Here is a 3,667-nt window from a genome sequence, read left to right on the forward strand (position 1 = left end):
CGGGGGCGGCGGGGCGGGCTTCTTGGGCACCACCGCCTTCGCCGGCACCGTGTTGGCGGCCACCGTGCGCACCGGCGCCTGGGGGATGGCCACCACCGGCGTGGAGGGGCCATCCGCCACGGGCGAGGGCCGGTCCACCGTGTAGGTGAGCCCCTCGATGCTGCAGGTGCCCTCGATGCAGCCGACGACCGGCACGGGGGGCTCGCCGAAGTGGGCCTGCCAGTCCGGGCCCAGGTTCAGGGGCTCCGCGATGGCGCGCTGATCCTTCCCCTGGCCGACGAAGGCCTGCATCACGCCGTCCTCGGTGACGAACAGCTCCAGCCGCGCTTCGCCCTCCGGGGACACCAGGCCCAGCATGGCGCCGCTGCGCTCGCCCAGCGCCCACTCCAGGGACAGCGGCGCGCCCGCGCCGTGGTTCACGAGCATCACGTAGCGGCCCGGCCGCCCCATCAGCCCCACCGCGGCCACCGGCTCCGGCGGCGGGCGTTCAGCACTTCCTTCAGGCGGCGCTGCCACGTGGCTGGCGGCGCTTCGGCGCGCACGCGCGCGGTCAGCCGGGCGACGCCGCCCACCAGCCCCATCACGTCCACGCGGGCGCGGCCCACGCGCGACTCCTTGTCTTCGTCCACGGGCGGGAAGACGAGGGCCTTGTTCTCGAAGGTCAGCGTCCGGCCCGCCATGAGCACCTGCGGCAGGTCCGGACCGTCCCCCATCGTCACCCGGCGCTTGTCCGCGGTGACCTCTTCCACCCGGCCGGGGCCGTTGCGGGGCGTGTCCGGACCCAGCTCGCCCATCATGGCGGCGCCCGGCAGCGGCGGCTGCACGTGCACCTGCCGCTGCGGTGGTACGCCACGCCCAGCACGCCCACGGCGGCCAGCACCGTCACGCCCGCGGCCGTCTGCGCCGTCACGCGCGCCGCGCGCCGCATGGACGCCTTCGCCCGCTGCCAGCGCGTCAGCCGCAGGGGCGGCATGGACAGCAGGCTGCCGGGGACCAGCGGCTCCAGGTCCGCGATGAGCGCGGTGACGGAGGGATAGCGGTCGTCGGGATCCGGCTTGAGGCACCGCATCACGATGGCGTCCACGCGGGGGTCCAGGCCCGCGCGCTTGCGCGACGGCGGATCGAAGGTGCCCAGCGGCACCTCGCCCGTGAAGGTCTCGTAGAGGATGACGCCCAGCGAGAAGATGTCCGCGCGCGCGTCCGCGCTCTTCGCGTCCACGCGCTGCTCGGGCGCCATGTACGAGATGGTGCCCATGGACATGTGCGTGGACGTGAGCGCGAAGCGCGAGGCCGCCGTCGCGTCGTCCAGGAAGGACGCCAGCCCGAAGTCGGACACCTTCGCGATGCCGCCGGCCTGCTGATCCAGCAGGATGTTCTCCGGCTTCAGGTCGCGGTGGATGACGCCCCGGCCGTGCGCGTACTCGATGGCCCGGCAGATTTCGAGCATCCGGCGCAGGAGCACCGGCGTCTCCATGGACGGGCTGCGCATCAGCTCACGCAGGGACGGCCCGTCCACGAACTCCATCACCAGGTAGTAGGTGGTGTCCGTCTTCCCCTTGTCGACGATGGCGACGACGTGGGGGTGGCTCAGGGTCGCCAGCGCCGCGGCTTCCTTCTGGAAGCGCGCGATGAACGAGGGGTCCTTGGCCAGCTCCGGGTTCAGCAACTTCACCGCGACCGTACGGCCGAGCGACAGCTGGGTGGCCTTGTGGACCTCTCCCATGCCGCCGGCACCGACGAGCTTCTCCAGGCGGTAGCCGCTGACGAGGTCAGGAGGGCGGGAACGACTGATGGCGGTTGGCTCAAACGAGGACATGGGCGGGCGCTGGGCCGCGAGGGTAGCAGAAACGGGGCGTCGCGTTACCGCTCCCCTTCAGTCCCTCGGGCCCCCTCCCGCTCGCCGGGAAGGCGGGCGGCCATGACCCGGGTGGGCTCAGGTATCCCCGACGACGGGGCGCAGCACGCTGGTGAGGTTGGTGCGCACCTGCGACAGCGAGGAGCGCATGTTCGCGTGCCGCACCGACGCGCCAATGGCCCGCGCCAGCGACTTGAGCAGCGACACCTCTTCCGGGCGCCAGATGCGCACCTGGTGGCAGTCCTCGAACGCCACGAACCCCCACCACTGCTTGGCCGGGATGATGGGGCACAGGAGGACGGACTGCACGCCCTGGCGCTCCAGCAGCTCGCGCATCATCGGCGGCGCCTCGCGGGAGGTGCAGTTGACCGGCATCCCCGCCTCCAGCATGTCCGTCCACGCCATCGCGTAGTCGCGCATGGGCAGCGCGCGCAGCACCGGGTGCGCCAGCGGGGACACCACGCCCGGCTCCGCCCACGCGTGGCGCAGGTCCGTGAGGAACCGGCCCGCCAGGTTCGTGGTCCGGTTCTCGAAGATGCACGCGCGATCCACCTTCATCGGGCGGGCCACCATGCCCAGCGCATCCGAACCCGTGGCCGAGCACAGGCCCTTGTCCAGGAGCAACCGCGACGCTTCGGACACCTTCGTGAACGCTTCCACCATGACCGTCTCGCTTGAAGGGGGGGAGGGGGGCGCCCCTTCCTGTCGTGGATGAGCCGCCATCCACATATGTCCTGTTATGCGCGATTCCTCTGTTCCTGTCAAATGGTGGCTTTACTGAAAATCCAGGAGGTGGGGAGAAGGGGCTTCCGGGCGGTGAAACGACAACAGGGGCGCCCCCGTGAAGAGAGCGCCCCTGCCGGGCACCGGGCCCCGCCCATTCCCTGGAGACGGGCGGGACGCGCGTGAAGAGAGGGGTCAGCCCTCGGTCTTCGTCTCGGTGGTGGTCTTCTTCTCGGTCTTGGTCTTCATGCTCTTCTTGCCGGCCTTGCCCTCGTGCTTGGTCTTGGACTCGGTCTTCATCTCACCCTTCATCTCACCGTTCATCTCACCCTGCGCCTCGGGGGCGGCGGCCTCGGCCTTCATCTCGGCGGCGGGGGGCCGGCTGCGCGGCGGGGGCGGCGGGCGCGTCCGCCAGCGCGTCCGGGACTTCGATGGCCTCGCCTTCGAGACCTGGCAGGCGCGCGCCCTTCTTGGCGGCTCCGGCCGGGGGGGTGCGCGCGGCGCTGAGGGTGCCGCCGAACTGCTCCACGAGGTCGTACTCGAGCGTGGCCACCTGCTCGCCGTTGTCACCGGGCGTGACGGAGACGAGCTTCACGCGGTTGTGGCGCTCGCCGCCGGGGGCGCGGCGGAACAGGGTGCCCAGGGCGTCCGGCGTGGTGAGCTCGGTGCCCAGGGACCACGTCTCACCGGGGCGCACGGGGTCGCGCGGCAGCTCCAGCACCAGCGTGGCCAGGTTGCGCGCGGGGCCCTGGAGCCCGTCGATGATGAAGCCGCGGTCGCTGAAGGTGGCGTCCTCCGGCGCGCCGGTGTTGGGCGTCACGTGGAGCTGGCGCTCGCCGGATTTGTCCAGTTGGAGCACGTAGGTGTACTCGGTGGGGAGGGCGGTGCTGGCGGCGGCCTTGGGGGCCGGGGCCGCGGCGGCCTTGGCGCCCTTCTTCTTCTTGTCGGCCCTGGTGGGCTTCTCCGCCGGGGCGGACTCGGGGGCGGGCGCGTTGCGGTCCAGCGCGAGGTCCAGGCGGAAGGAGACGGGGACGTCCTGGACGAGCTTCCAGCGCAGCACGACGGCGTCCTTGGGACGGCGGGCGCGGC

Annotated in this window: 4 protein-coding genes and 2 pseudogenes; all 6 read right to left on the reverse strand. The window is 72.0% G+C overall.

Annotated elements, in window-relative coordinates:
* Nucleotides 1–468, reverse strand: a pseudogene (locus ACLEQD_RS39085) (serine/threonine protein kinase); the annotation flags it as partial.
* Entirely contained in the window at nt 450–824 is a 375-nt protein-coding gene (locus ACLEQD_RS39090) for a hypothetical protein (RefSeq protein WP_410390976.1), read from the reverse strand. The pseudogene ACLEQD_RS39085 and the gene ACLEQD_RS39090, both read right to left, overlap by 19 nt.
* Nucleotides 794–1,816 carry a serine/threonine-protein kinase gene (locus tag ACLEQD_RS39095; protein ID WP_410390977.1) on the reverse strand — a complete coding sequence of 341 codons (1,023 nt, stop codon included), beginning with the start codon at nt 1,814–1,816 and terminating at the stop codon, nt 794–796. Before ACLEQD_RS39095 ends, ACLEQD_RS39090 begins: the two co-directional genes overlap by 31 nt.
* A 117-nt stretch (nt 1,817–1,933) precedes the next feature.
* Nucleotides 1,934–2,518: a GAF domain-containing protein gene (locus ACLEQD_RS39100; RefSeq protein ID WP_410390978.1), complete on the reverse strand. Its 585-nt coding sequence runs from the start codon at nt 2,516–2,518 to the stop codon at nt 1,934–1,936.
* A gap of 255 nt (nt 2,519–2,773) precedes the next feature.
* Entirely contained in the window at nt 2,774–2,902 is a 129-nt protein-coding gene (locus tag ACLEQD_RS39105; protein WP_410390979.1) for a hypothetical protein, read from the reverse strand.
* Nucleotide 2,903: 1 nt separating this feature from the next.
* Nucleotides 2,904–3,667: pseudogene (locus ACLEQD_RS39110) on the reverse strand (hypothetical protein); the annotation flags it as partial.

Origin of the sequence: Corallococcus sp. 4LFB (genome assembly GCF_046520365.1) — a bacterium.
Taxonomy (GTDB): Bacteria; Myxococcota; Myxococcia; order Myxococcales; family Myxococcaceae; genus Corallococcus; species Corallococcus caeni.

Excerpts from the sequence above, each read along its gene's own strand:
- ACLEQD_RS39095 (WP_410390977.1), bottom strand. The coding sequence starts at position 1,816 with ATGTCCTCGTTTGAGCCAACCGCCATCAGTCGTTCCCGCCCTCCTGAC.
- ACLEQD_RS39100 (WP_410390978.1), bottom strand. The coding sequence starts at position 2,518 with ATGGTGGAAGCGTTCACGAAGGTGTCCGAAGCGTCGCGGTTGCTCCTG.
- ACLEQD_RS39105 (WP_410390979.1), bottom strand. The coding sequence starts at position 2,902 with ATGAACGGTGAGATGAAGGGTGAGATGAAGACCGAGTCCAAGACCAAG.